The sequence below is a fragment of the Streptomyces sp. SudanB182_2057 genome (assembly GCF_964272715.1).
GTDB classification, from domain to species: domain Bacteria; phylum Actinomycetota; class Actinomycetes; order Streptomycetales; family Streptomycetaceae; genus Streptomyces; species Streptomyces rubradiris.
The window spans coordinates 4,915,962-4,940,857 of record NZ_OZ186798.1; the positions used below are offsets into that span (position 1 = coordinate 4,915,962).

At 72.1% G+C, this 24,896-nt stretch carries 18 protein-coding genes and 1 pseudogene; 8 read left to right on the top strand and 11 right to left on the bottom strand.

Annotated elements, in window-relative coordinates:
• The first annotated feature begins 34 nt into the window (after positions 1–34).
• Positions 35–849, top strand: a pseudogene (locus tag ACSURM_RS21685) (trans-aconitate 2-methyltransferase).
• 28 nt (positions 850–877) lie between these two features.
• Here ACSURM_RS21685 and ACSURM_RS21690 read toward each other — a convergent pair.
• Positions 878–1,555: a TetR/AcrR family transcriptional regulator gene (locus ACSURM_RS21690; protein ID WP_030778996.1), complete on the bottom strand. Its 678-nt coding sequence runs from the start codon at positions 1,553–1,555 to the stop codon at positions 878–880.
• Complete coding sequence (locus ACSURM_RS21695) at positions 1,552–2,559, bottom strand: acyl-CoA desaturase (RefSeq protein WP_436957215.1); 1,008 nt, start codon at positions 2,557–2,559, stop codon at positions 1,552–1,554. Before ACSURM_RS21695 ends, ACSURM_RS21690 begins: the two co-directional genes overlap by 4 nt.
• A 307-nt stretch (positions 2,560–2,866) precedes the next feature.
• Here ACSURM_RS21695 and ppc point away from each other — a divergent pair, with 307 nt between their 5' ends.
• On the top strand, positions 2,867–5,599 hold the full coding sequence (ppc, locus tag ACSURM_RS21700) for a phosphoenolpyruvate carboxylase (protein WP_436957217.1): 2,733 nt from the start codon (positions 2,867–2,869) through the stop codon (positions 5,597–5,599).
• A gap of 73 nt (positions 5,600–5,672) precedes the next feature.
• On the opposite strand, the gene ACSURM_RS21705 is transcribed toward ppc, so the two are convergent.
• The 6 genes from ACSURM_RS21705 to ACSURM_RS21730 form a co-directional block, all read right to left on the bottom strand.
• Positions 5,673–6,179 (bottom strand): hypothetical protein, encoded by a 507-nt coding sequence (locus tag ACSURM_RS21705; protein WP_359045622.1) that lies wholly within the window; start codon positions 6,177–6,179, stop codon positions 5,673–5,675.
• Between the two features lie 92 nt (positions 6,180–6,271).
• The gene (gene pth / locus ACSURM_RS21710; protein ID WP_436957218.1) at positions 6,272–6,874 is read right to left on the bottom strand and encodes an aminoacyl-tRNA hydrolase; all 603 of its coding nucleotides are present in this window, start codon (positions 6,872–6,874) and stop codon (positions 6,272–6,274) included.
• A 69-nt stretch (positions 6,875–6,943) separates the two neighbouring features.
• Entirely contained in the window at positions 6,944–7,537 is a 594-nt protein-coding gene (locus tag ACSURM_RS21715) for a 50S ribosomal protein L25/general stress protein Ctc (RefSeq protein WP_359045618.1), read from the bottom strand.
• 205 nt (positions 7,538–7,742) lie between these two features.
• Entirely contained in the window at positions 7,743–8,723 is a 981-nt protein-coding gene (locus ACSURM_RS21720; protein ID WP_436957220.1) for a ribose-phosphate diphosphokinase, read from the bottom strand.
• 154 nt (positions 8,724–8,877) lie between these two features.
• Positions 8,878–10,326, bottom strand: coding sequence for a bifunctional UDP-N-acetylglucosamine diphosphorylase/glucosamine-1-phosphate N-acetyltransferase GlmU (glmU, locus tag ACSURM_RS21725; protein WP_436957222.1), 1,449 nt, complete (start codon positions 10,324–10,326; stop codon positions 8,878–8,880).
• A 199-nt stretch (positions 10,327–10,525) separates the two neighbouring features.
• The gene (locus ACSURM_RS21730) at positions 10,526–11,383 is read right to left on the bottom strand and encodes a hypothetical protein (RefSeq protein ID WP_436957224.1); all 858 of its coding nucleotides are present in this window, start codon (positions 11,381–11,383) and stop codon (positions 10,526–10,528) included.
• Positions 11,384–11,549: 166 nt separating this feature from the next.
• On the opposite strand from ACSURM_RS21730, the gene ACSURM_RS21735 reads away from it, so the two are divergent.
• Positions 11,550–12,878: a sensor histidine kinase gene (locus ACSURM_RS21735; RefSeq protein ID WP_436957226.1), complete on the top strand. Its 1,329-nt coding sequence runs from the start codon at positions 11,550–11,552 to the stop codon at positions 12,876–12,878.
• Positions 12,879–12,901: 23 nt separating this feature from the next.
• Here ACSURM_RS21735 and ACSURM_RS21740 read toward each other — a convergent pair whose 3' ends face one another.
• Together ACSURM_RS21740 and ACSURM_RS21745 are read right to left on the bottom strand one after the other, a co-directional pair.
• The gene (locus ACSURM_RS21740) at positions 12,902–13,396 is read right to left on the bottom strand and encodes an SUKH-3 domain-containing protein (protein ID WP_436957227.1); all 495 of its coding nucleotides are present in this window, start codon (positions 13,394–13,396) and stop codon (positions 12,902–12,904) included.
• 46 nt (positions 13,397–13,442) lie between these two features.
• A complete protein-coding gene (locus ACSURM_RS21745; protein ID WP_436957229.1) occupies positions 13,443–13,958 on the bottom strand; it encodes a YwqJ-related putative deaminase in 516 nt (171 codons plus the stop codon).
• 289 nt (positions 13,959–14,247) lie between these two features.
• Here ACSURM_RS21745 and ACSURM_RS21750 point away from each other — a divergent pair, with 289 nt between their 5' ends.
• From ACSURM_RS21750 to ACSURM_RS21760, 3 genes are all read left to right on the top strand, one after another.
• Positions 14,248–15,243, top strand: coding sequence for an SMI1/KNR4 family protein (locus tag ACSURM_RS21750; protein WP_436957231.1), 996 nt, complete (start codon positions 14,248–14,250; stop codon positions 15,241–15,243).
• Positions 15,244–15,253: 10 nt separating this feature from the next.
• Entirely contained in the window at positions 15,254–18,232 is a 2,979-nt protein-coding gene (locus ACSURM_RS21755) for an SUKH-4 family immunity protein (protein WP_436957232.1), read from the top strand.
• Positions 18,233–18,458: 226 nt separating this feature from the next.
• On the top strand, positions 18,459–19,346 hold the full coding sequence (locus ACSURM_RS21760; RefSeq protein ID WP_436957234.1) for a cellulose-binding protein: 888 nt from the start codon (positions 18,459–18,461) through the stop codon (positions 19,344–19,346).
• Between the two features lie 15 nt (positions 19,347–19,361).
• Here ACSURM_RS21760 and ACSURM_RS21765 read toward each other — a convergent pair whose 3' ends face one another.
• Complete coding sequence (locus ACSURM_RS21765; RefSeq protein WP_436957236.1) at positions 19,362–20,858, bottom strand: MFS transporter; 1,497 nt, start codon at positions 20,856–20,858, stop codon at positions 19,362–19,364.
• A gap of 460 nt (positions 20,859–21,318) precedes the next feature.
• Between ACSURM_RS21765 and ACSURM_RS21770 the strand changes: the two genes are divergently transcribed.
• Positions 21,319–22,107 carry an ABC transporter ATP-binding protein gene (locus ACSURM_RS21770; RefSeq protein WP_359045596.1) on the top strand — a complete coding sequence of 263 codons (789 nt, stop codon included), beginning with the start codon at positions 21,319–21,321 and terminating at the stop codon, positions 22,105–22,107.
• Positions 22,104–24,683: an ABC transporter permease gene (locus ACSURM_RS21775; protein ID WP_436957238.1), complete on the top strand. Its 2,580-nt coding sequence runs from the start codon at positions 22,104–22,106 to the stop codon at positions 24,681–24,683. Before ACSURM_RS21770 ends, ACSURM_RS21775 begins: the two co-directional genes overlap by 4 nt.
• Positions 24,684–24,896 lie beyond the last annotated feature (213 nt).

Genomic DNA, 24,896 nt, shown 5'->3' on the forward strand with positions numbered 1-24,896 from the left:
TGATGTAGAGATACAAGCGGGGGACAGTGGACCCATGACCACACCCAGCTGGGACCCCGACCGGTACCTCCGCCACGCCGGCCACCGCGCCCGCCCCTTCACCGACCTCCTCGCCCGCCTGGCGGACCCGCCCCGCGACCGCCCCCGAATCGCCGACCTCGGCTGCGGCCCCGGCAACGTCACCGCCCTGCTAGCCGGGCGCTGGCCCACCGCCCGCATCACCGGGTACGACAACTCCCCCGAGATGCTCGACCGGGCCCGCACCGACCACGAGGGCCCCACGACGGGCGGCGGCCGGCTCGACTTCGCCCACGCCGACGTACGGACCTGGACGCCCGGGGAGCCCCACGACCTGATCGTCTCCAGCGCCACCCTGCAATGGGTGCCCGGCCACGCCGACCGGTTCGCCGACTGGACCGCCGCCCTCACCCCCGGCGGCGCCCTCGCCTTCCAGGTCCCCGACAACCTCGACGCCCCGCTGCACACCCTGCTGCGCGGCCTCGTCGCCGCCCCCGCTGGCGCACCCGCCTCGCCGGCGCCGTCCGCGCCACCGACTCCGTGCACAGCCCCGGCTTCTACCTGGACCGCCTCGCCCGCCTGGGCTGCGCGACCGACGTGTGGCAGACCACCTACCAGCACGTCCTCCAGGGCGAGGACCCGGTGCTCGACTGGGCGAAGGGCACCGCGCTGCGCCCCGCCCTGACGGCCCTCGCCGACGATCCCGAGGCACGCGAGGCGTTCCTCGCCGAATACCGCACCCTGCTGCGCACCGCCTACCCGCCCGCCCCCTACGGCACGGTCCTGCCCTTCCGCCGCCTGTTCACGATCGCGGTGAAGCCACCTCGCTGAAGAGGGGGGTGTGAACCCGGTTCACGGCCTACGCCTTGCGGTGACCTATCAACCGCGGCTTGGGCTCCAGGCCGTCCAGGCCGTGCCACGCCAGGTTCACCAGGTGGGCCGCCACCTCGGCCTTCTTCGGGCGGCGCACGTCCAGCCACCACTGCCCGGTCAGCGCGACCATGCCGACCAGCGCCTGGGCGTAGAGCGGCGCGAGCTTCGGGTCGAAGCCCCGCGACTTGAACTCGCGGCCCAGGATGTCCTCCACCTGGGTGGCGATGTCGGAGATCAGGGACGCGAAGGACCCCGTGGACTGCGGGATGGGCGAGTCCCGGACCAGGATGCGGAACCCGTCCGTGTACTCCTCGATGTAGTCCAGCAGCGCGAACGCCGCCTGCTCGCACAGCTCCCGCGGGTGCCCGGCGGTCAGCGAGCTGGTGACCATGTCCAGCAGGCGGCGCATCTCCCGGTCCACCACCACCGCGTACAGCCCCTCCTTCCCGCCGAAGTGCTCGTACACCACCGGCTTGGACACCCCGGCCTTCGCCGCGATCTCCTCCACCGACGTGCCCTCGAAGCCCTTCGCCGCGAAGAGGGTGCGACCGATCTCCAGCAACTGCTGGCGGCGCTCGGCACCGGTCATACGGGTCCGGCGGGTCCGCCGCTGCTTGTCGTTGCCTGAGGTGCTGCTGGAGTCGGTCGCCACGGCGTCAATCATGCCGCCTCGGCGGTCTCCCTCCGGCGCCGGGAGCCGCCTTCCCCGCTGTTCCGCCGCGAATCGATACGCGAGCGTGACGGCCAGCGCACGTCATACGCCCAGCCCAGCCGCTCGAACCAGCGGATGAACCGCGCCGAGGAGTCCAGCTGGCCGCGCATCACGCCGTGCCGCGCCGAGGTCGGGTCGGCGTGGTGCAGGTTGTGCCAGGACTCGCCGCAGGACAGGATCGCCAGCCACCACACGTTGCCCGAACGGTCCCGCGACTTGAACGGCCGCTTGCCCACCGCGTGGCAGATCGAGTTGATCGACCACGTCACATGGTGCAACAGCGCCACCCGGACGAGTGAACCCCAGAAGAACGCGGTGAACGCGCCCCACCACGACATCGTCACCAGACCGCCGATCAGCGGCGGCAGCAGCAGCGACACCAGCGTCCACATCACGAACTGCCGGGAGATCGCCCGCATCGCCGGGTCCTTGATCAGATCCGGGGCGTACTTGTCCTGCGGGGTCTGCTCCTCGTCGAACATCCAGCCGATGTGCGCCCACCACAGGCCCTTCATCAGCGCCGGAACCGTCTCCCCGAACCGCCACGGGGAGTGCGGATCGCCCTCGGCGTCGGAGAACTTGTGATGCTTGCGGTGATCGGCCACCCACCGCACCAGCGGGCCCTCCACCGCCAGCGACCCCATGATCGCCAGCGCGATCCGCAGGGGCCGCTTCGCCTTGAACGAGCCATGGGTGAAGTACCGGTGGAAACCGATCGTGATCCCGTGGCAGCCGAGGAAGTAGAAGAACACCAGCAGGCTCAGATCGAGCCAGCTCACCCCCCATCCCCAGGCCAGCGGCACCGCCGCCACCAGCGCCAGGAACGGCACGGTGATGAAGAGCAGCAGCGTGATCTGCTCGATCGAACGCTTCCGCTCGCCGCCCAGCGTGGCGGACGGAGCAGCCGTGTCGGTGGCCTCACGGGCCTTGGCGATCACATCGGAGCTTGAGGTCATACGCGTCCCCTGTGGGGTCGAGAATCGAGTCGGATGCCGGGGCCGCCGGGACCGGACGGGACTCGACGGTGCTTCCCTACGGTTCCGTAACCTACGGCATCGTAAGTATGGCAGCGCGTCATGCCGCGGCAAGAGCCCCAGACCCTGCGCGTCCCCATCGCCACCTATCCTTGGAACCGGTCGGACAGCGCGGTCCGCTGAAGTTTCCTTCCCGGACGCCACGGCCCGTATGCGGCGCCCCGCCGCGCGCGGTGGCCGGCCGGGTTCCCCGCCAGCCGAGCTTCAACACTGCAAGGAGCCGCAACCTGTGAGCAGTGCCGACGACCAGACCACCACAACCAGCAGCGAGCTGCGCGCCGACATCCGCCGGCTGGGGGACCTCCTGGGCGAGACCCTCGTCCGGCAGGAGGGCCCCGAACTCCTCGAACTGGTCGAGAAGGTCCGCCGCCTCACCCGCGAGGACGGCGAAGCCGCCGCGGAGCTGCTGCGCGGCACCGAACTGGAGACCGCGGCCAAGCTGGTCCGCGCCTTCTCCACCTACTTCCACCTCGCCAACGTCACCGAGCAGGTGCACCGCGGCCGCGAGCTGCGCGCCCGCCGCGCCGCCGAGGGCGGCCTGCTCTCCCGCACCGCCGACCGGCTCAAGGACGCCGACCCCGAGCACCTGCGCCAGACCGTGCAGAACCTCAACGTCCGCCCGGTCTTCACCGCCCACCCCACCGAGGCCGCCCGCCGCTCCGTCCTCAACAAGCTGCGGCGCATCGCGGCCCTCCTGGACACCCCCGTCCTCGACACCGACCGCCGCCGCCACGACGTCCGCCTCGCCGAGAACATCGACCTCGTCTGGCAGACCGACGAGCTGCGCGTCGTACGCCCCGAACCCGCCGACGAGGCCCGCAACGCCATCTACTACCTGGACGAACTGCACGCCGGCGCCGTCGGCGACGTCCTGGAGGACCTCACCGCGGAACTCGAGCGCGTCGGCGTCAAGCTCCCCGACGACACCCGACCGCTCACCTTCGGCACCTGGATCGGCGGCGACCGCGACGGCAACCCCAACGTCACCCCCCAGGTCACCTGGGACGTCCTCATCCTCCAGCACGAACACGGCATCAACGACGCCCTGGAGACGATCGACGAACTGCGCGGCCTGCTCTCCAACTCCATCCGCTACACCGGAGCCACCCAGGAACTGCTCGACTCCCTGCAGAAGGACCTCGAGCTGCTCCCCGGGATCAGCCCCCGCTACAAGCGCCTCAACGCCGAGGAGCCCTACCGGCTCAAGGCCACCTGCATCCGGCAGAAGCTCGTCAACACCAAGCAGCGCCTCGCCCAGGGCACCCCGCACGAGGACGGCCGCGACTACCTCGGCACCGCCGAGCTGCTGAAGGACCTCAGGATCATCCAGGCCTCCCTGCGCGAACACCGCGGCGGCCTGTTCGCCGACGGCCGCCTGGCCCGCACCATCCGCACCCTGGCCGCCTTCGGCCTCCAGCTCGCCACCATGGACGTCCGCGAACACGCCGACGCCCACCACCACGCCCTCGGCCAGCTCTTCGACCGGCTCGGCGAGGAGTCCTGGCGCTACGCCGACATGCCCCGCGAGTACCGGGCCAAGCTCCTCGCCAAGGAACTCCGCTCCAGAAGGCCGCTCGCCCCCACCCCGGCCCCCGTCGACGCCGCCGGGCAGAAGACCCTCGGCGTCTTCCAGACCGTCAAGAAGGCCCTGGAGGTCTTCGGCCCCGAGGTCATCGAGTCCTACATCATCTCCATGTGCCAGGGCGCCGACGACGTCTTCGCCGCCACCGTCCTCGCCCGCGAGGCCGGCCTGGTCGACCTGCACGCCGGCTGGGCCAAGATCGGCATCGTCCCGCTGCTGGAGACCACCGAAGAGCTGAAGGCCGCCGACACCATCCTGGAGGACATGCTCTCCGACCCGTCCTACCGGCGCCTGGTCGCGCTCCGGGGCGACGTCCAGGAGGTCATGCTCGGCTACTCCGACTCCTCCAAGTTCGGCGGCATCACCACCAGCCAGTGGGAGATCCACCGCGCCCAGCGCCGGCTGCGCGACGTCGCCCACCGCTACGGCGTCCGGCTGCGCCTCTTCCACGGCCGCGGCGGCACCGTCGGCCGCGGCGGCGGCCCCTCCCACGACGCCATCCTCGCCCAGCCCTGGGGCACCCTGGAGGGCGAGATCAAGGTCACCGAGCAGGGCGAGGTCATCTCCGACAAGTACCTCATCCCCTCCCTCGCCCGGGAGAACCTGGAACTGACGGTCGCGGCCACCCTCCAGGCCTCCGCCCTGCACACCGCCCCCCGCCAGTCCGACGAGGCCCTCGCCCGCTGGGACGCGGCCATGGACGTCGTCTCCGACGCCGCCCACGCCGCCTACCGCCGCCTGGTCGAGGACCCGGACCTGCCGACGTACTTCCTCGCGTCGACACCGGTCGACCAGCTCGCCGACCTGCACCTGGGCTCCCGGCCCTCCCGCCGCCCCGGCTCCGGCGTCTCGCTCGACGGCCTGCGCGCCATCCCCTGGGTGTTCGGCTGGACCCAGTCCCGGCAGATCGTCCCCGGCTGGTTCGGCGTCGGCTCCGGCCTGAAGGCCCTGCGCGAGGCCGGCCTGGACACCGTCCTCGACGAGATGCACCAGGAGTGGCACTTCTTCCGCAACTTCATCTCCAACGTCGAGATGACCCTCGCCAAGACGGACCTGCGGATCGCCCGGCACTACGTCGACACCCTCGTCCCCGACGAGCTCAAGCACGTCTTCGACACCATCGAGGCCGAACACGAGCTGACCGTCGCCGAGGTCCTGAAGATCACCGGCGAGAAGGAACTGCTGGACGCACAGCCCGTCCTCAAGCAGACCTTCGCCATCCGCGATGCCTACCTCGACCCGATCTCCTACCTCCAGGTCGCCCTGCTCAAGCGGCAGCGCGACGCCGCCGCGGCCGGCGTCAACCCCGACCCGCTGCTCTCCCGCGCCCTGCTCCTCACCGTCAACGGCGTGGCGGCGGGCCTGCGCAACACCGGCTGACCAACTGCGAAAAGAGGGTGCCCCCGAGGTCGTACGACCCCGGGGGCACCCCCTTTTTCTCGTCCGGCCCGGCTCACTGCACCGCCACGAACGCCGCCGTCAGCAGCCCCGCACCGGCCAGCCCCAGCACCCACGCCGGCCGCGTCAGCCGCATCCCGCCCGCGACCACCACCGACGCCAGCAACAGCGCCCCGCCGAGCGGCAGCCACGCCAGCAGGATCCCCGCCGGACCCGACCGCACCGCCTCCCCTGTACCGGGCTTCAGCACCACGTCGTACGCCGACCCCGCACGCACCCCCACGGACGCGTCCAGCTCCACACGCGGACGGGCCCGGCCCCCCGCCGACTCCGGCGTGAACGGCCCCGTACAGGTGTCCCCGGCACACCGCGTCACCCGCACCGTGCCGGACTCACGCCCCTTCGCCAGCATCACGTGCTGTGCGGTCCCCCAGGAACCCCACACCCCGGCGAACAGGATCAGCGCGGCGAACGCACCCATCACGGCGACCCGGCCGAACCGCAGCGCGGTCCCGGACGCCTGACGAGCGGTACTGGCGGTGGCAGGCATGGCCGGGATCATTGGCCATACCCCTACGAGCGGTCAACTCCGCCGGGCGGCCTGGGCGGACAAGTCACGAGTTGTACGACGCCCCGCCCACCCGGACCTGGCCCTCACGAGTTGTACGCGCCCTGCGCCCGCTCCAGCCCCTCGGCCACCAGACACTCCACCGCGTCCGCCGCACGGTCCACGAAGTAGTCCAGCTCCTTGCGCTCCGCCGACGAGAAGTCCTTCAGCACGAAATCGGCCACCTGCATCCGCCCCGGCGGCCGGCCGATCCCGAACCGCACCCGGTGGTAATCCGGCCCCATCGCCTTCGTCATCGACTTCAGACCGTTGTGCCCGTTGTCCCCGCCGCCCAGCTTCAGCCGCAGCGTGCCGTAGTCGATGTCCAGCTCGTCATGGACCGCCACCACGTTCGCCGGCGGAACCTTGTAGAAATCCCGCAGCGCGTTCACCGGACCACCGGACAGATTCATGAACGACATCGGCTTCGCCAGGATCACCCGGCGGCTCGCCGGCCCGGCCGGACCCATCCGGCCCTCCAGCACCTGCGCCTGCGCCTTGCCCGCCCGCTTGAACTTCCCCCCGATCCGCTCCGCGAGCAGGTCCACCACCATGAACCCGACATTGTGCCGGTTCATCGCGTACTCCGGACCCGGATTGCCGAGCCCGACGATCAGCCAGGGGGCACTGGCGGGAGTGGTCACGTCCATCTCTCCTCGATACGCGCCAGCCGCTGCCCCCCACGGGAACAGCGGCTGACGAAACGACGACTACGAGGCTCAGGCCTCGGCAGCCTCTTCACCCTCGGCGGACTCGCCCTGGGTCTCCTCGGCCTGCGCGGCCAGGACCTGCAGCACGACCGCGTCCTCCTCGACGGCCAGCGTGGTGCCGGACGGCAGGGAGATGTCCTTGGCGAGGATGGAGGCACCGGCCTCCAGGCCCTCGACGGAGACGGTGACCGACTCGGGGATGTGCGTGGCCTCGGTCTCGACCGGCAGCGCGTCCAGGACGTGCTCCAGCAGGTTGCCACCCGGGGCCAGCTCGCCCTCGGTGTGCACCGGGATCTCGACCTGGACCTTCTCGCCACGCTTGACCAGCTGCAGGTCCACGTGCTCCAGGAAGCCCTTCAGCGGGTCACGCTGCACGGCCTTCGGAATCGCCAGCTCGTTGGTCTTGCCGTCGATGTCCAGGGAGATCAGGACGTTCGGCGTACGCAGCGCCAGCAGCAGCTCGTGACCCGGCAGGGTCAGGTGCAGCGGGTCGGAACCGTGGCCGTACAGCACACCCGGCACCTTGTTGTCACGGCGGATGCGACGGGCCGCACCCTTGCCGAACTCGGTACGGGACTCGGCGGTGAGCTTCACCTCGGACATGGGGATCACTCCTCGTAGGAATCGGAACGGACGTGGTCACCCGGCCACGAACGGCCTGCTACGAAGAGCGCGTCGATAACGGACCGCCGTATTCGCAGACGCGAGTACGGCCTCCCTCGCCGAGCAACTCAGACAGTCTACTCGGCAAGGAAGGCCGCACCCAAAAGGATCACCCGCTAGCCCGCACCACGGACCAGCAGAAACCTCACTGCTCGTCGAACAGGCTCGTCACCGAACCATCCTCGAACACCTCACGCACCGCACTCGCGATCGTCGGAGCGATCGACAGCACCGTGATCTTGTCCAGATCCCGGCCCAGCTCCGCCGGCGTCGGCAGCGTGTTCGTGAACACGAACTCGCTCACCCGCGAGTTCTTCAGCCGGTCCGCCGCCGGACCCGACAGCACACCGTGCGTCGCCGTCACGATGACGTCCTCCGCACCGTGCGCGAACAGCGCGTCGGCGGCCGCACAGATCGTGCCACCGGTGTCGATCATGTCGTCCACCAGCACACACACACGACCCTTGACCTCGCCCACGACCTCGTGGACCGTCACCTGGTTCGCCACGTCCTTGTCACGCCGCTTGTGCACGATCGCCAGCGGCGCACCGAGCCGGTCACACCACCGGTCCGCCACCCGCACCCGGCCCGCGTCCGGAGACACCACCGTCAGCTTCGACCGGTCCACCTTCCGCCCGACGTAGTCCGCCAGCAGCGGCAGCGCGAACAGGTGGTCCACCGGACCGTCGAAGAAGCCCTGGATCTGATCCGTGTGCAGATCCACCGTCAGGATCCGGTCGGCACCCGCCGTCTTCATCAGATCCGCGATCAGACGCGCCGAAATCGGTTCACGACCCCGGTGCTTCTTGTCCTGCCGCGCGTAACCGTAGAACGGCACGATGACGGTGATCGACCGCGCCGAAGCACGCTTCAGCGCATCGATCATGATCAGCTGCTCCATGATCCACTGGTTGATCGGAGCCGTGTGGCTCTGGATCACGAAGCAGTCCGCACCACGCGCCGACTCCTGGTAACGGACGTAGATCTCCCCGTTCGCGAAGTCGAAGGCCTTCGTCGGGACGACCCCGACACCCAGCTGCTGGGCGACCTCCTCGGCAAGCTCGGGGTGGGCGCGGCCGGAGAAGAACATCAACTTCTTCTCGCCGGTCGTCTTGATCCCGGTCACAGCACAGTCTCCTCAGAGGTTGTCTCAGCCAGCCGGCTGCTCGGCGACCTCTCGGCTGGGCAGGAGAGGCCGAATCAGCTGGTAAGGGTGCGGGGTGCACATGTGCGGATGTGCACTTATCACGGTACGCCGTGTTTGGCGCACACGTTTCCGGTCAGTCCTCGCTCTCGCCCCGCCGGGACACCGCCTCGGCCGCCTTCGCCGCCGCGCTCCCCGGCCGCTTCCGGGCCACCCAACCCTCGATATTCCGCTGCTGGCCACGGGCCACGGCCAGCGAACCCGGCGGCACGTCCTTCGTGATCACCGACCCGGCGGCGGTGTAGGCACCGTCCCCGACCGTGACAGGAGCCACAAACATGTTGTCCGAACCCGTCCGGCAGTGCGACCCGATCGTCGTGTGATGCTTGTCCTGTCCGTCATAGTTCACGAACACGCTCGCCGCACCGATGTTCGAGTACTCACCGATCGTCGCGTCCCCGACGTACGACAGGTGCGGCACCTTCGTGCCCTCCCCGATCGACGCGTTCTTCGTCTCCACGTACGTCCCGATCTTGCCCTTCGCACCCAGCCGGGTACCCGGCCGCAGATACGCGTACGGACCCACGCTCGCCCCCGCGCCGATCCGGGCCCCGTCGGACACCGTGTTGTCCACCCGCGCCCCCGCGCCCACCTGCGTGTCCCTCAGCCGGCTGTTCGGCCCGACCTCGGCACCCTCGCCCAGATGCGTGGCCCCGGTCAGCTGCGTACCCGGGTGCACCACCGCGTCCCGCTCGAACGTCACGGTCACATCCACCCAGGTGGTGGCCGGATCGACCACCGTCACCCCGTCCAGCATCGCCCGCGTCAGCAGCCGGTCGTTCAGGATGCGGCGCGCCTCGGCCAGCTGCACCCGGTTGTTGATACCCGCGATCTCCCGGTGATCGGCCGCGACCGACGCGCCTACCCGGTGCCCGGCGTCCCGCAGGATCCCGAGCACGTCCGTCAGGTACTCCTCGCCCTGGCTGTTGTCCGTGCGCACCCGCTTCAGCGCGTCCGCCAGCAACTGCCCGTCGAACGCGAACACACCGCTGTTGATCTCCCGGATCGACCGCTGGGCGTCGGACGCGTCCTTGTGCTCCACGATCGCGGTGACGGCACCCGTCGCCTCGTCCCGCACGATCCGGCCGTAGCCGGTGGCGTCCGGCACCTCGGCCGTCAGCACGGTCACGGCGTTGCCGTCCGCGTGGTGCGTCTCGGTGAGCCGCTGGAGCGTCTCGGCGGTCAGCAGCGGGGTGTCGCCGCACACCACCACGACGGTGCCGTCCACCGCGCCGCCCAGCTCCTCCAGGCCCATCCGTACGGCGTGCCCGGTGCCGTTCTGCTCCGCCTGCACGGCGGTCCTGGTGTCCGGGTCGATCTCGGCGAGGTGGGCGCTCACCTGCTCGCGGGCGTGGCCGACCACGACGACGAGGTTCTCGGGGGTCAGCGCGCGGGCGGCGGCCAGCACATGGCCGACGAGGGAGCGGCCGCAGATCTCGTGCAGGACCTTGGGTGTGGCCGACTTCATACGGGTGCCCTCACCCGCTGCGAGAACGACGACGGCTGCCGGGCGGATGGCACTCACGGGGTTGCCCTTCGGCTGGGGGTGGGTGGGTGACAGCCGCAGGATACCGGGGACATGGGTACGGGCCCCGACTTGTGGGTCAGGGCCCGGGTGGAGCGGCTCCCCCATCAGGATTTGAACCTGAACTTAAGGGACCAAAACCCTCAGTGCTGCCTAGTTACACCATGGGGGATGAAACTCGGCTAAACCGGACATCTGGTCAGGTCGCCGAGTCGGCACCCAACACTATGCCGTACCAAGTGCCTTCGATGCGACGGTACAAGTCGGCACTCCGCAGAACGCTGATCACCAGACAGCCCCTGTAGGCCTCGCCCGAGTTCTTGCGGACCGTCTTCGGGTTGTGCTTCTTCAATGTGGTCCTGCTGAAAGAGCCGGGATCCATGCCGACCAGGTCGGCCCAGTAGCGCTCGGCGGCCGCTACGTCGGCCGACTCGTGGATCATCACCCGGAATCGCCGGCGGTCGCGCTCCACGCCGAGGAGGTCGAGCCAGGCGAGGAAGACGGAGATCATTCCCGGATCGCTGTTGACGAAGAGAACCAGCTCGCGTCGGCTGTAGGGCTTGTCCTTGGCGCCCTCGGCCCAGTACAGGCCGACGCCGACCAGGAACAGTTCGCGATCGGACAGCCGGCCGACGGCCGCCGCCGCGCGCTGCTTGGTCTCCTCGCGCTCGCGATCCCGTGCGGCCCGCAGGTGTGCCAGGCCCTCGTTCATCAGGGCTCGCTGTTCCTCGGGTGTGTAGCGGGGGTCGGGCTTCGGCAGATCCCGTACCCACAGGGAGATCGAACTCTTCGAGCAGCCCAGTTCCGCCTGGATGCGGTCGTACGTCCAGCCCTGGAGGCGCAGCTCTCGTGCCCTGTCGCGCAGGTCGTCCTTCGCGTTCGGGCGCTTGGTCCACTCCGGTGGTGGTTCCCCTTTCACCAGCTGGTTGAGGAGGTCGTTGTTGTGGATCTTCAGCTCGTCGCGGATCTGCCGGAGGCTGTAGCCGGAACGCCGCAACGCCACCGCCCGCTCCCGCAGCCCCTCGAAGTCGGCGTATTTGCCGTGTGTCTGTGCCATGGGCATACCGTCCGGCCGGAATGGGAGGTTCCGGGGTCGAACGGGAAGGGTTCACCAGTTCGAGGGATAGGGGGAGGTTTCGATGTCGTTCGGTTACGGAGTGTGGTGTGTGGAGGTAGGTGAAAGTCACCGGAAATGCCGCACCCGTCGCCCGTAGGCTGGAGGCATGACCACGACGGGGGAAGAGCACGCCAGGGCCCTGACCGGGCCATGGTGGTGGGCGAGGCGGCGCAGCGCGGTGCTGGACGGGGGTCTCGCGCTGCTGTCGGCCGTGGAGTGTGCCGCGGAGGGGGTTCCGTTCGCCCGGGAGGCGGGGGTCCCGGTGTCCGTGGGCCTGGTGTTCGGGCTGATCGCGGGTGCGGTGCTGCTGGTGCGGCGGAGGTGGCCGATCGCCGTGGTGCTGGTGGCGATCGCGGTGACGCCGGCCGAGATGGGCTTCCTGATGGGTGTCGTCGGCCTGTACACGCTGGCGTCGTGCGAGTTGCCGCGCCGGGTGATCGGGGCGTTGTCGGGGATGTCGTTGCTGGGCACGGCGGTGGTGACGTTCGTGCGGGTGCGGCAGGACATGGCGCGCGGTGATCTCACGCTGGGTGACTGGTTTCTGCCGTTCGCGGCGGTGACGACGTCGCTGGGGCTGACGGCTCCGCCGGTGCTGCTGGGGTTGTACGTGGGGGCGCGGCGGCGGTTGATGGAAAGTCTGCGGGAGCGGGCGGATTCGTTGGAGCGGGAGCTTCAGTTGCTCGCGGAGCGGGCGGAGGAGCGGGCCGAGTGGGCGCGCAACGAGGAGCGGACGCGGATCGCGCGGGAGATGCACGACGTGGTGGCGCACCGGGTGAGTCTGATGGTGGTGCACGCGGCGGCGTTGCAGGCGGTGGCGCGGAAGGATCCGGAGAAGGCGGTGCGGAACGCGGCGCTGGTGGGGGACATGGGGCGGCAGGCGTTGACGGAGTTGCGGGAGATGCTGGGGGTGCTGCGGGCGGGTGAGGGCGCGGTGCGCCGTCCGTCGGGGGTGCCGTTGGCGGCGGTGGGGGAGGCGGCCGAGGCGGCGGCGTCGCGGGCGGCGGTGTCGCGGGCGGCGGCCGAGGCGGGGGCGGCGGAGGGGCCGTGTCTGTCGGAGCTGGAGGAGTTGGTCGGGCAGTCGGCCGCGGCGGGGATGGTGGTGGATCTGTCGGTGGAGGGGGAGGCGCGGTCGTATCCGGCGGAGGTGGAGCAGACGGCGTACCGGGTGGTGCAGGAGGCGTTGACGAACGTCCACAAGCACGCGGCGGGTGCGAAGACGTATGTGCGGCTGGCGCACCGGGTGTCGGAGATCGCGATGCAGGTGGAGAACGAGCCGCCGCCGGAGCCGGCGTCGGCGTCGGCGGCGGGGTTGCCGTCGGGTGGTAACGGCCTGGTGGGGATGCGGGAGCGGGTCGTGGCGCTGGGTGGGGTGTTCGTGTCGGGGCCGACGGACGCCGGTGGGTTCCGGGTGTCGGCGGTGATTCCGGCGGCGTGAGCCGCGGGGTGCTCGCGCGGGGGTCAGCCGGCGGTGAGGCGTACGGGCTGGATGCCGGTGATGACGGTGGTGAGGGCGTGGTCGATGTCCTGGCCGGTGTACCAGTCGCCGGTGTGGTCGATGGTGTAGACGCGGCCTTCGGCGTCGATGGCGAGGAGGGCGGCGGTATCGGTTTCCTCGCCGAGGGGGCAGAGCTGGGTGCCGAGGGCGTGGCCGAGGTCGCCGAGGGTGCGGGCGAGGTGGAGGCCGTGCAGGGGGTCGAGGTGGAGGGTGGCGGGGGTGATCTGGCGGCCGGGGCCGGTGGGGGTGATGGTGAGGCCGCCGAATTCGGCCCAGGCTTCGACGGCGGCGGGGAAGACGGTGTGCCGGTGTCCGGCGGGTGAGGTGTGGGTGCGCAGGGCGTCGGCCCAGATCTCGGCCTGTTTGATGTCCCAGCGTCCGGGGTGCCAGCCGGCGGCGCGCAGGGCGGCGTCGACGGGTACGGGGAAGCGCGTGGTAGACGTGCGGTCGGGGTGCATCTGCCCTTCGTTCGTCGAGCTTGCCGGGTGGTTCGTGGTGGTGGGGTCAGCCGTCGGTGGGGGTGGTGTCGACGATGCGGACGCCGAAGTGGGCGCTGAGGGCGGTGCAGGCGCGGCAGGGGGCGGCGAAGCGGCCGTGCAGGGGGTCGCCGTCCTCGCGTATGCGGCGGGTGGTGAGTTTGGCGTGTTTGAGGGCTTTTCGGGCTTCGCCGTTGGTCATGGGTCTGCGGGCGGCGCGTTTGCTGCGGGCTGCGTCGGCGGTGGTGAGGTGCCGGGAGATGAGGATGGTCTCGGCGCAGCGGCCGGTGAAGCGGTCGCGCTGGGCGCTGGTGAGGGCGTCGAGGAAGTCCTGGACGAGGGGGTGCAGGGTGGGGGGCCGGTCGCCGCGGGCGGCGGTGCAGGTGAGGGTGGTGCCGCGGACGGAGAGGGCGGCGGCGATGGCGGGCAGGATGCCGTCGCGGCGGTGCCGGAGGGTGGGGGTGGGGGGTGTTTCGGTGCCGCTCCAGTCGATGCGAGGGTCGCCGGCCCGCACGTCGGCACCTCCGGTCTGCAAGGTCGTCATGATCGTTGTCCCTCCCCTGGGGCATCCCCCCGAAGGACTTAGGGTGCCAAATGCCGTGGCTGGTGGGGAAGCTGGGGCGGTGTGACACGTGTGTTCCGGGGCGGGGCGTGACGGTGGGGTGACGGCTGGTCACGGTGGTGGGGGCCGGTGTGGGCGTGGGTGCGAGTGGGGGCTCGGGTGGGGTTGTGGCGGGCCGGTGACCGGGGTTGGCGTACCGCATAGGCTGGGCGCCATCCGCGATCGACACCGCCGTTCACGGCCAGAGAGAACGCCGCAGGGGGCATCCGTCATGACGACAGGTCGGCTCGGGCAGCAAGCCGCGCCGCCGAACGCGGCCTATGCCGGGCAGGTCGTGCACTTTCCGGATCCGGTCCGGGCGGCGCGTCACCCGAGGGGGGTGCGGGTCGACGAGCGGGGTTATCCGGATTTCTCGCCGTACGCGCGCGTGGCGGTGGAGATCGCCGATCCGCCGGAGGGTTTCGGGGTCGATGAGCTGCGGCTGACGGATTATGTGTCGGCGAACGCGGCGTTGGCGGCGGCGGGGCACGCGTTGTGGGACACGGTGCCGCATGTGGCGACGCCGCACGGCTGGACGTGGCACCACGTGGCGGGCACCCGGCGGCTGGAGTTGGTCCCGGTCGAGGTGAAGGCGCTGCTGAGGCATCACGGCGGGGTGGCGACGGCGGTGGTGGACCATGCCAAGCGCGGGACGCGCCCGTTGCAGGAGTCGCGGCCGGCGCACTTCGGGCTGCCGAAGTCGGGTGTGGCGGTGTCGGAGGCGCAGGTGCAGGGGATCGAGGAGGACCTGGGCTACCGGTTGCCGGGTGCCTACCGTTCGTTCCTGAAGGCGGCGGGCGGTTGCGCGCCGGTCGGCGCGGCACTGGACGCCGGGCTGGGGCTGCTGGTGGACCAGCCGTTCTTCACGGTGCGGGACGAGGCGGCGGTCAATGACCTGGTGTATGTGAACAAGTGTCTGCGCGACCATCTGACGAAGGATTACCTCGGGGTGGGGTTCGTGCAGGGCGGGCTGCTCGCGGTGAAGGTGAAGGGCGAGCGGGCCGGTTCGGTGTGGTTCTGCGCGTACGACGATGTGCGGGACGTGGATCCGTCGTGGTCGCCGGCGGAGCGGGTGGAGCGCCTGCTGCTGCCGTGCGGTGACGACTTCGACGCGTTCTTGTCCCGGTTGGCCGGTGGTCCGCCGGAGTTGGAGACGGTGGCCGGTCTGATGGTGGACGGCGGCTTCGTCCGGGTCGTCCCGGTGTCTTCCGGCCCGGTGGGGGAGTGAGCTGCACGCGATGGTGACGTACGCGCAGGCGCAGGAGCGCGCCGAGGAGTGGATCAACGGCGACGTGCCCGTGTACCAGCACCGTGAGGTGCGGGTGCGGGAGTTCGAGCTGGGGTTCGTGGTGTGGGGCGAGGACCGTGCGGAGGGCCCGCGTTCGGACGCGGGCGGCCAGCGGCTGGTGATCGCCCGGGACAGCGGGGAGGCCACGTTGTGGCCCGCGCTGCCGGTGGGTGAGGTGATCCGCCGGTACGAGGAGGAGTACGGCCGTGCCGGGGAGCCGCAGGAGGCGGTGCCGGCGCCCGCGCGGCTGGACCTCAATCAGACGTCGTTCCTGCTGACTCCTCCGGAGTGGTTGCAGGAGGCGGCGGACAAGTTGGGGGTGGGTGAGCGGGGAGCGGGGGATTCGGCGGGGTCGGCGGGTTCGACGGGTTCGGTCTCGTCGGAATCGGGGGTGCCGGGTTCGGGGGCGCCGGATTCGGCGTCGGGTTCGGTGTCGGCCTCCGCTCCGGCTCCGGCTCCGGTTTCCGCTTCGGCGGAGTCGGGTGGTGGGCCTGTTCCGGGCGCGGGTACGGCGACGCCTGGTGCTCCGGGCGCGGTCGGTGCGCCGGGAGTGCCCGCTCCCGAGGAGGTGCCCGAGGGCGCCACACCGTGGGCCGGGACCGACACGAACGGGGGATCCGGTGAGGACGACCGTTCCGTGCCGCTGCCCGCGACGGTGTTCGCGCCGCCGTTGGGCGAGTCGGACGACGCGCCGCGGCCTCCGGCGGTCGCGGCGGACGCGCCGACGGCGTTGTTGCCGGGCGGTGTTCCGCTGCCGCCGACGGCGGTCGCACCGGCGCTGGACGCGTCGGGCGCGCCGGCCCCCGGGCGGAACGACACGCCTCCACCGGCGCCGGGCCCGTCGGCGTACGGTCATCCGCAGGCGCAGGCGCAGGCGCAGGCGCAGGCGCAGGCGGCTCCGGGTACGCCCGCGCCGGGCGTGCCGCCGTACCCTCCCGCGCACGGCACTCCGCCCCCGCCGCCGCCCATGGCCGCCGGGGCGCCGGGCGCCCCGCAGGCAGGCACGCCCGCGCCGCCCGTTCCGTCGTACGGCTACCCGCAGGGGCCGGGCGGCGCTCCGGGGTACGGCTATCCGCAGGCGCCGGGTGGTGCGCCGGGCGCGCCGCAGCCTGCGGCGGGCCCGGGTGCGCCCGCGCGTCCGCTGCCGCCGCACGCGGGGGACATCGCGGACGCCGCGACGAGCAAGGCGGCACCGCCGCCGAAGAAGGGGCGTGGGGGAGTGGGTGCACCCCCTCCGCCGCCGGGCGCCCCGGGCCTGCCGGGCGCGCGCCCGGGGAGTGCGACGCCGCCGCCCGCGCCGGGTGCCCCCGCGGGCGGGTACGTGCCGACGCAGTTGGTGTCGGCGCTCGGGCCGGAGGGCCCCGAGGGGCAGGACGGTCCGGGGAGCGCGGAGGGAACGCGGGCGCCGGGCGCGCCGAACGTTCCGGGCGCCCCCACCCCGCCCGCCGCGCCGCCGGGTGCCCCGGGGGGTACGCCTCCGGGGGGTGTGCACCAGGCGGCCACGATGCTGGCCGACCCGAGCCGACCGGGCGAAGGCGCGCCCCAGCCTCCGGGCACGCCGCAGCCTCCGAGGGCCCCGCAGTCGCCGGGTGCCCCCAACATGCCCCCGGCTCCGGGGGCCCCCGTACCCGGCGCGCCCCAGCCTCCTGCCGCGCCGCATGCTCCGGGCGCCCCCGGCACTTCCGGTGCTCCCGGGGCCGTGCACCAGGCCGAGACCATGCTGGCCGCACCCCCCGTGACCGGCGGCCCGGGTGCCGTCGCGCCCCCGGGTGCCGCCCCGAGCGCCGCGCCCCCGCCCGCTCCCGGTGTCCCGGGGGGCGCCCCGGGCATGCCCCCGGGCGCTCAGGGCGCCCCGCCCCCGATGCCGCCCGGCGCGATGCCGCCGCCGGGTGCGATGCCGCCGCCCGGTGCGCCCGTGCCGGGGACGGGGCCGGCGTACGGGTATCCGCAGGGGCAGCCGACGGTGGGTCCGGGCTACCAGGCCGTTCTGCGCTACCGCGCGCAGGACGGCTCCGAGCAGCAGCTGATCCGGCGTTCGGCGCCGGGCATGCCGCACCCGGAGTGGCAGATCTTCCACGAGCTGCGGGCCATGAACGTGCCGCCGGACCAGGTGCTGGAGCTGCACACCGAGCTGGAGTCGTGTGAGCTGCCGGGTGCCTACTGCGCGCGGATGATCCGGGAGCAGTGGCCGCAGGCGCGGATCACGAGCATCGCGCCGTACGGCACGGACCACGCGGGCCGGCGCCAGGGCATGCACCAGTTGCTGGCGCATCAGGGCGAGTTGCACCAGGTGGCGGACGGTCCGGCGCGGCCGGCGCCGGTGCGGGCGCCGCTGCCGCCGGTGCAGGCCGCGCCGCCGGTGCCGCCGGAGGGGGTCGCGCAGGAGCTGGCGGCGGCGTTCGGGCCGGGGATCTTCCGGTTCGAACAGCAGGCGGTGTCCCGGCAGGGTGTGCCGCCGATCGTGGCGCACACCCTGGTGGTGGCCGGACTGCCGCTGGACATGGGCCCGTTCTTCTGGGCGCAGGCGCAGCCGGGCCGTCCGGTGCCGACGCTGGCGGAGCTGGCGGCCGAGCGCGGGGTGATGGCGGCGCCGGACGCGGGCTCGTACCTGGTGATGGGCACCGACTTCGGCAAGGCGGTCTGTGTGCAGTACGGGACGGCGAGCATCGTGGCCGTGCCGGTGGAGGCGGGTCCGGGTGGTGCGCCGGTGCCGCCGCAGTTCGTGAACACGGGGCTGCCGGAGTTCGTGCGCTGTCTGGCGCTGCTGGGCCGGATGTGGCGTCTGAGGTACGGGCTGAACCAGGAGCAGGCGGGCCGCTGGACCGTCGACTTCCAGGCGCAGTTGGCGGCCCTGGACCCGGCGGCGCTCGGTTCGCCGGAGAGCTGGTGGTCGGTGCTGCTGGAGCAGATGTGGGACGGGCTGTTGTAGCCCTTCCCGCACAAGTGCGTCGCGGCCGCCGCTTGCCGTCGTCGGGCCCTTCACGCGCGCGTGGAGGGCCCGACGCGTGTCTGCCGCGTGCCGTTGGCCGCCCGGCGCGCGTTCCGTGTCCGCGCGCCGGTCTGCGGAGTGTCGGATGGTGACCGGTTATGTCCGATCCATCAAGATATGCACGAAATCATTCTGTCGTGTAGGTCCGGTGGAGAGGAGTCCCAGGGTGAGCAGCGCATCGATGCCGCCGCACGGCTTCGCGACCGTCCGGGGGCGCGGCTACCGCCCCGACCAGGTCGACGCCTGCCTGGAGGCGCTGTCCGAGGACCGGGACGCCGCGTGGGAGCGGGCCGCCCGGCTGACCGTGCTCGCCAAGGACATGGAGGCGGAGGCGGCACGGCTGGGCGAGGTGGTCGCCGGGCTCCAGCCGCAGACGTACGAGGCGCTGGGGGAGGGCGCCCAGCGGCTGTTCCAGCGGGTGCAGAGCGAGGCGGCGGATCTCAGGGAGCGCACGCGGCGCGCGGCCGCGCAGCACGTCGCGCGGGCCGAGGCGGAGGCCGAGCGGGTCCGCCGGGAGGCGCGGGAGGCGGCGGACGCGGTCCGTGCGGCGGCCGACGAGCACGCGCGCGGACGGATCCTGGCCGCGCGCGCGGAGGCCAACGGCATCCGGGTGGGGGCCCGGCGTGAGGTGCGGACGGCGCGCATGGAGGCCCTCGCCCTGGTGCGCGAGGCACGGCAGCGCGCCGCCGGGATGCTAGCCGAGCACTCCCGGGAGAACGCCGGGCGCTGGGCGGCGGCCGAACGCGAGGCGGCCGGACGGGCGGCCGAGCTGGACGCCCGGCACGCCGAGCGGGCGAGCCGGGCCGAGGCCGCGTTGGCGGCGGCCGTGCGGGCCGTGGAGGAGGCCGGGGAGTACGCCCGCCGGTGTGAGGAGCGGGCACGCGCGCGTGCCGCCGAGATCGTCGCGGACGCGCGCGTGCGCGAGGAGCGCATCGCCCAGGAGACCGAGCGGGTGCTGCGCGAGCACGGCGACACCTGGGACGCCGTGCAGGCGCACATGGACTGCGCGCGCGAGAACCTGATGTCGCTGACCGGACGAGTCGTCACCGAGTGAGCCGGCCCGCCGGGTTCACTCCGGGAGCACCGGGAACCGGCGGGGTGCCACCAGCAGCAGCACGACGAACGCCAGGGCCGCCGCTGCCGCCGCGCCGAGGTAGACGGCGTGGACCGCGTCGGCGATGGCCCGCCGGGTCACCTCCGGGGCCGTGCCGGCGTCCAGCGCGCGGGTGACGGAGTCCAGGTCGCCGGCCCCGCCCAGCCGCGCGGCCAGCACCCCGTTGGCGATGGCGCCGAACAGGGACGCGCCCAGGGTCTGGCCGGTCTGCCGGCAGAACAGCACCGAGGCGGTCGCGGTGCCCCGCTCCGACCAGCCCACGGTCGACTGCACCCCGACGATCAGCGGCAGCTGGAACAGGCCCAGCGCCCCGCCGAGCAGCAGCATCAGCAGCGTGGGCTGCCACCAGGCCCCGGGGTAGGGCAGGAACGGGAACGCCAGGAGGATGAGCGTGGCGAGCCCGATGCCGATCAGCGCGGTGTCCCGGAAGCCGATCCGCCGGTAGACGTGCTGGCTGAGCGCGGCGGACACCGGCCAGCTGAGCGTCCACACCGACAGCACGAACCCGGCGGCCACCGCGCCGAGTCCGAGCACCGACTGGGCGTACGTCGGCAGGAACACCGCGGGCGCCACCATCAGCAGCCCCAGCGCGCCGAGCGCCAGATTGACGGCGGCGATCGTCCGGCGCCGCCACACCCAGCCCGGGATGATGGGCTGCGCGGCCCGTCGCTCCACCGCCACCACCACGGCGACCAGGGCGAGACCCGCGCCGAACAGGGCCAGTGACGGCGCCGACAGCCACGGCCAGGCGACCCCGCCCTGCACCAGCGCGGTCAGCAGCACCCCGCCGCACGCGAACACCGCGAGCGCGCCGGCCCAGTCCACGCGCGCGCGGGGGGCGGTCTCCCGTTCGGGCTCGTGCAGGTGACGCACGATCAGCCACAGGGCGGCCGCGCCGATCGGCAGGTTGATCAGGAAGATCCAGCGCCAGTCGGCGTAGGCGGCGAGCACGCCGCCGAGTCCGGGGCCGGCCACCGCGCTGACCGCCCAGACCGTGGACAGCCGGGACTGGATCTTGGGGCGTTCGGCCAGCGGGTACAGGTCGGCGGCGAGCGTCTGCACGGTGCCCTGCAACGCCCCGCCGCCCAGGCCCTGGACGATCCGGAACGCGATCAGCGCGCCCATGTTCCAGGCCACCGCGCACAGCAGCGACCCCGCGAGGAACACGGCCGCGCCCACCACCAGCACCGGTTTGCGGCCGAAGGTGTCGGAGAGCTTGCCGTAGACGGGGAGCGTGACGGTGACGGCGAGCAGATAGCCGGAGAACAGCCAGGAGAAGACGGAGAACCCGCCCAGGTCGCCGACGATCTGGGGGACCGCCGTGGAGACGACGGTGGAGTCGAGCGCGGCCAGTGCCATCGCCAGCATCAGGGCGGCCACGACCGCCCCCCGGCGGCGTTCCCCCTGGTGCCGGGCCGCGCCGCCGCGTATCGCGGGTGTCGTACTCCCCACCGCAAACCCCTCCCCTGCTTCCCGTCGGAAGCTACCCAGGTGCCCCCTGCACCTATGTATGCGACGACAGCTTCGCACGGAGGGCGGGCCGGGGCCCCGGGCATGGGGCCGGGTGGAGGCGGCGCGCGCCGAAGGGTGGAGGCATCCCCGGGAATGCCTCCACCCGACGGTGGAGGCCCCCTAGGGGTTCCTCCGTACCCCGGCTCGGGGAGGGTTCGTCCCGGCGGAGGAGGAGCCGGGCCCAGGGCGGTCCTTAACCTGGTCTCACGCCGCTGGGGGGGGGCGGCGAACCGCACCGGCGGGGGTGGGGTTTACCCCCCGGAAAGACGGGGCTCCGCACCAGCGCGCGACGCCCTCGCCGACCGCGAGACTCATCGACGTACTCAGAACGTACTCAGACGACGCCCCGGCACCACCGGGCGCCGTGCACCGACCTGTCGACCGACATAGGAGACATACCGTGACATCGGCTGTGACGATTCCCAGGCACGGGGGTACTGGAGGGCGTACGGCCGTCGCGGCGCGGGCGCGCCAGGTCGTGAAGGCGTACGGGGCCGGGGAGACCCGTGTCGTCGCGCTGGACAGCGTGGACGTGGACATCGCCCGCGGCCGGTTCACCGCGATCATGGGACCCTCCGGGTCCGGCAAGTCGACCCTGATGCACTGCCTGGCCGGCCTGGACACCGTGACGAGCGGTCACATCCACCTGGACGACACCGAGATCACCGGCCTGAAGGACAAGAAGCTCACCCAGCTGCGCCGGGACCGCATCGGCTTCATCTTCCAGGCGTTCAACCTGCTGCCCACGCTGAACGCCCTGGAGAACATCACGCTGCCCATGGACATCGCCGGCCGCAAGCCCGACCGGGCCTGGCTGGAGCGGGTGGTGGAGACCGTCGGGCTCACCGGACGCCTCAAGCACCGCCCCACCCAGCTCTCCGGCGGCCAGCAGCAGCGCGTCGCCGTGGCCCGCGCCCTCGCCGCCCGCCCGGAGATCATCTTCGGGGACGAGCCGACCGGAAACCTCGACTCGCGCGCGGGCGCCGAGGTGCTCGGCTTCCTGCGCCGCTCGGTGGACGAACTCGGCCAGACCATCGTCATGGTCACCCACGACCCCGTGGCCGCCTCCTACGCCGACCGCGTGCTCTACCTCGCCGACGGCCGCATCGTCGACGAGATGTACCAGCCGACGGCCGAACAGGTCCTGGACCGCATGAAGGACTTCGACGCCCGGGGACGTACGTCGTGACCGTTCTGAAGACCTCGATGCGCAACTTCGTCGCGCACAAGGGACGCATGGCGCTGTCGGCGGTCGCCGTGCTGCTGTCGGTGGCGTTCGTGTGCGGCACGCTGGTGTTCACCGACACCATGAACACCACCTTCGACAAGCTGTTCCAGGCCACCTCCTCCGACGTCCAGATCGGCGCCAAGGGCGCCTCCGACACCGGGGAGACCACCTCCCGCACCGGCAAGCCGCCCGTCCTGCCGGCCTCGGTCGTCGCCGAGGTCCGCGGCGCCCAGGGCGTGAAGTCGGCCGAGGGCACGGTGTTCTCCACCTCGGTCACCGTCGTGGACGCCGACAAGGACAAGCTGTCGCCCGGCAACGGCGGGCCCACCATCGTCGGCAGCTGGAACGGCAACGACGCCCGCACCATGGAGATCACCTCCGGCACGGCCCCCAAGGGCCCGGACCAGGTGATGATCGACGCCGACACCGCCGACCGGCACGGATTGAAGCGCGGCGACCGGATCGGCCTCATCACGGCCGTCGGCACGCACCACGCGCGCGTGTCCGGCATCGCCGCCTTCAAGGTCACCAACCCCGGCGCGGCGATCTTCTACCTGGACACCACGACCGCCCAGCGGACCCTCGTCGGCCGCACCGGCGTCTACACCACCGTCAACGTCACCGCCGCCGACGGCGTGAGCGACGAGCAGCTGAAGAAGAACGTCGTCGCCGTCCTCGGCCACGACTACAAGGTGCAGACCGCCAAGGAGGTCGCCGACGCCAACCAGAAGGAGCTCCAGAGCTTCCTGGACGTCATGAAGTACGCGATGCTCGGCTTCGCCGGGATCGCCTTCCTGGTCGGCATCTTCCTGATCATCAACACCTTCTCCATGCTGGTCGCCCAGCGCACCCGGGAGATCGGCCTGCTGCGCGCCATCGGCTCCTCCCGCAAGCAGGTCAACCGCTCGGTGCTGGTCGAGGCGCTGCTGCTGGGCGTGGCGGGCTCCGTCCTCGGCGTCGGCGCGGGCGTCGGCCTCGCCATCGGCCTGATGAAGCTCATGGGGCAGATGGGCATGAAGCTGTCCACCGACGACCTGACGGTGGCCTGGACCACCCCCGCGCTCGGCCTGCTCCTGGGCGTGGCCGTCACCGTCCTCGCCGCCTACCTGCCCGCCCGGCGCGCCGGCAAGGTCTCCCCGATGGCCGCCCTGCGCGACGCCGGCGCCCCCGCAGACGCCCGCTCCGGTGCCGTCCGCGCCGTCCTCGGCCTGCTGCTGACCGCCGCCGGCGGCTGGAGCCTGTACGCCGCCGCCACCGCCGAGCGGGCCAAGACCGGCTCCGGCTGGCTGGGCCTGGGCGTGCTGCTCACCCTGATCGGCTTCGTCGTCATCGGCCCGCTGCTCGCCGGCGCGCTGGTCCGTGTCCTCGGCGCGGTCCTGCTGCGGGTCTTCGGCCCCGTCGGCCGGATGGCCGAGCGCAACGCGCTGCGCAACCCGCGCCGCACCGGTGCCACCGGCGCCGCCCTGATGATCGGCCTGGCCCTGGTGGCGTGCCTGTCGGTGGTCGGCTCCTCCATGGTGGCCTCCGCCACCGACCAGCTGGACAAGACCGTCGGCGCGGACTTCATCGTCCAGGAGGACAACGGCCAGGTCATCACCAAGCAGGCGGTGCGGGCCGTCAAGGACACCCCGGGCCTGGCCCGGGTCACCGAGTACAAGCTCCTGGACGCCACCCTGACCACGCCGGACGGCCGCACCGTCCCCAAGGAGACGATCAACGCGGCCGACCCGACGTACGCCCAGGACGTACGTACCAAGACCGTCGCCGGCGACCTCGCCGACGCCTACCGGCCCGACTCGATGTCCGTCTTCGAGGGCTTCGCCGAGGAGCACGGCATCAAGCTCGGCTCCACGGTCACCGTCCGCTTCGAGGACGGCGGGACGGCGAAGCTGACCGTCCGCGCGATCACCAGCGACGAGGTCGTCGTCGACAAGGGCGCGATGTACGCCTCCATCACCACGGTCGCCAAGTACGTCCCCGCCGACCGGATGCCGCTGGACGACCTGCTGTTCGCCACCGCCGAGGACGGCCGGGAGAAGGCCGCCTACCAGGCGCTGAAGTCGGCACTGCACGAGTTCCCGCAGTACACCGTGCGCGACCAGACCGACTACAAGCAGGAACTGAAGGACCAGATCGGCCAGCTGCTGAACATGATCTACGGCCTGCTGGCGCTGGCGATCATCGTCGCGGTCCTCGGCGTGGTGAACACCCTGGCGCTGTCCGTGGTCGAGCGGACCCGGGAGATCGGCCTGATGCGGGCCATCGGCCTCTCCCGCCGCCAGCTGCGCCGCATGATCCGCCTGGAGTCCGTGGTGATCGCCGTCTTCGGTGCCCTGCTGGGCCTCGGCCTCGGCATGGTCTGGGGCGCCACCGCGCAGCAGCTCCTCGCCCTGGAGGGCCTGAACGTCCTCGACATCCCCTGGCCGACGATCACCGGCGTGTTCATCGGCTCGGCCTTCGTGGGCCTGTTCGCCGCGCTGGTCCCGGCGTTCCGGGCGGCCCGGATGAACGTGCTGAACGCGATCGCCACCGACTAGATCCTGTCGTCGCGCGGCAGGCGGGAGTCTGACGACACGGCCTCGCGCACCGGCCCGGCCGGCCACCGCGCACGGCGGGACCGGCCGTGGCCGACGGCCACCGCACACGGGGGTTGCGGGGGAGCATCCGGCGCCGGGGAGCCTTGCGGCTTCCCGGCGCCGGGCCGTGTGCGGGCGGTCCCGGGTTTTCCACAGGGCCCGTACCCGGGGTGC

Excerpts from the sequence above, each read along its gene's own strand:
- pth (WP_436957218.1), bottom strand. The coding sequence starts at position 6,874 with ATGGACGTGACCACTCCCGCCAGTGCCCCCTGGCTGATCGTCGGGCTC.
- ACSURM_RS21755 (WP_436957232.1), top strand. The coding sequence starts at position 15,254 with ATGGTGACGTACGCGCAGGCGCAGGAGCGCGCCGAGGAGTGGATCAAC.
- ACSURM_RS21705 (WP_359045622.1), bottom strand. The coding sequence starts at position 6,179 with ATGATCCCGGCCATGCCTGCCACCGCCAGTACCGCTCGTCAGGCGTCC.
- ACSURM_RS21745 (WP_436957229.1), bottom strand. The coding sequence starts at position 13,958 with ATGACGACCTTGCAGACCGGAGGTGCCGACGTGCGGGCCGGCGACCCT.
- ACSURM_RS21735 (WP_436957226.1), top strand. The coding sequence starts at position 11,550 with ATGACCACGACGGGGGAAGAGCACGCCAGGGCCCTGACCGGGCCATGG.
- ACSURM_RS21740 (WP_436957227.1), bottom strand. The coding sequence starts at position 13,396 with ATGCACCCCGACCGCACGTCTACCACGCGCTTCCCCGTACCCGTCGAC.
- ACSURM_RS21695 (WP_436957215.1), bottom strand. The coding sequence starts at position 2,559 with ATGACCTCAAGCTCCGATGTGATCGCCAAGGCCCGTGAGGCCACCGAC.
- ACSURM_RS21690 (WP_030778996.1), bottom strand. The coding sequence starts at position 1,555 with ATGATTGACGCCGTGGCGACCGACTCCAGCAGCACCTCAGGCAACGAC.
- ACSURM_RS21715 (WP_359045618.1), bottom strand. The coding sequence starts at position 7,537 with ATGTCCGAGGTGAAGCTCACCGCCGAGTCCCGTACCGAGTTCGGCAAG.
- ACSURM_RS21750 (WP_436957231.1), top strand. The coding sequence starts at position 14,248 with ATGACGACAGGTCGGCTCGGGCAGCAAGCCGCGCCGCCGAACGCGGCC.
- ACSURM_RS21730 (WP_436957224.1), bottom strand. The coding sequence starts at position 11,383 with ATGGCACAGACACACGGCAAATACGCCGACTTCGAGGGGCTGCGGGAG.